This window comes from Kosakonia sp. S42 (assembly GCF_016624785.1).
Lineage (GTDB): Bacteria > Pseudomonadota > Gammaproteobacteria > Enterobacterales > Enterobacteriaceae > Kosakonia > Kosakonia cowanii.
In genome coordinates, this window is sequence record NZ_JACVTW010000079.1 from 1 (window position 1) to 1,263 (window position 1,263).

General features: G+C 57.3%; 1 pseudogene. It reads left to right on the plus strand.

Annotated elements, in window-relative coordinates:
* The first annotated feature begins 61 nt into the window (after positions 1 to 61).
* Positions 62 to 1,203 (plus strand): annotated as a pseudogene (locus tag IAE50_RS26920) (integrase core domain-containing protein).
* Positions 1,204 to 1,263 lie beyond the last annotated feature (60 nt).

Below are 1,263 nucleotides of genomic sequence, written 5' to 3' on the forward strand. Positions count from 1 at the left end.
TAAACCGGGCACATGGGTAACAGGTTATAACGGTACGGTAAACAGCTGACGGAGGTTTACCGTGCCCCGGACTGAGACTGTTACCATGCAACGTTTGCAGTTTGTTGCGGCCTGCCCTGAAGGCAGCCTCACGGTTGCCGAGGTGTGCCGCCGCTTTAATATCAGCCGTAAAACCGGTTATTACAAGTGGCTGGCCCGTTTTTCGCCCGATGATGTCACCTCCCTCAGTGACCGTTCCCGGGCGCGCCATCACCAGCGCGCAACGCCTGAACCCATGCCCATGGTGAAGCTGCTGCCGGAGACAAAGCAACAGCATCCCCTGTGGGGGCCTGAGAAGATAAGGCAGCGCCTTCTTAACCTGAACGTCACCGGCGTTCCTGCCGCCAGCACCATTGGTGAGCTGTTCCGCGGTCATGGTCTGGTTAAAAAACGTAAGCCCCCCACCTTTAAGCCACGAAGCGGCATGAGCTGCACGCTGCCGTGCGGCCAAACGATGTCTGGAGCGCCGATTTCAGGGGGCAGTTCACCCATACCGGCGGCCGCTGGTGCCATCCCTTCACGCTGACCGATAACTGCAGCAGGATTGTGCTGGCCTGCGATGCCACCTGTACGCCTGATGGCCGGTTTGTTATCCCCTGCCTTGAACGGGTGTTCCGGGAATGCGGGATGCCGCAGGTACTGCGTACGGACAACGGTCCTCCCTTTGCCGGGTCCGGTCTGTGGGGGCTGAGCCAGATGGCCGTATGGCTGATTAAATGTGGTGTCCTGCCGGAACGTATCCGGCCGGGTAAACCCACCGGGAACGGCAGACATGAGCGGATGCACCGCACCCAGAAGGATGCGCTGAAGCGACATGCGAAGTTCATTTCTCCTGAAGAGCAGCAGGCCTGGATGGATGCATGGCGTCATGAATTTAATGAGATACGCCCCCACAGGGCGCTGGGCGGAAAAACACCCGGTTCGGTCTGGTATCCGTCAGAGCGCATCTTTACCGGCCCGCTGAACGGAGATGCCCGGACACTGCGCGTCTCATTAAAAGGCGATTTATGCTTTAACAGCACACGGATATTTTTATCAGAAGCGCTGAGGGGAGAACGGGTATGGATGAAGCAGGTCGAAGAAGATCTGGATGAAGTTGGTTTTGGTGAACTGATACTGGCCCGGTACGACAGACGGAATCATCGTATAATCCGGGCCGACTGAAGCAAAAAGTGTCACCCATGTGACCGGTCAGATCTGTAACCCATGTGACCGGTTCATACA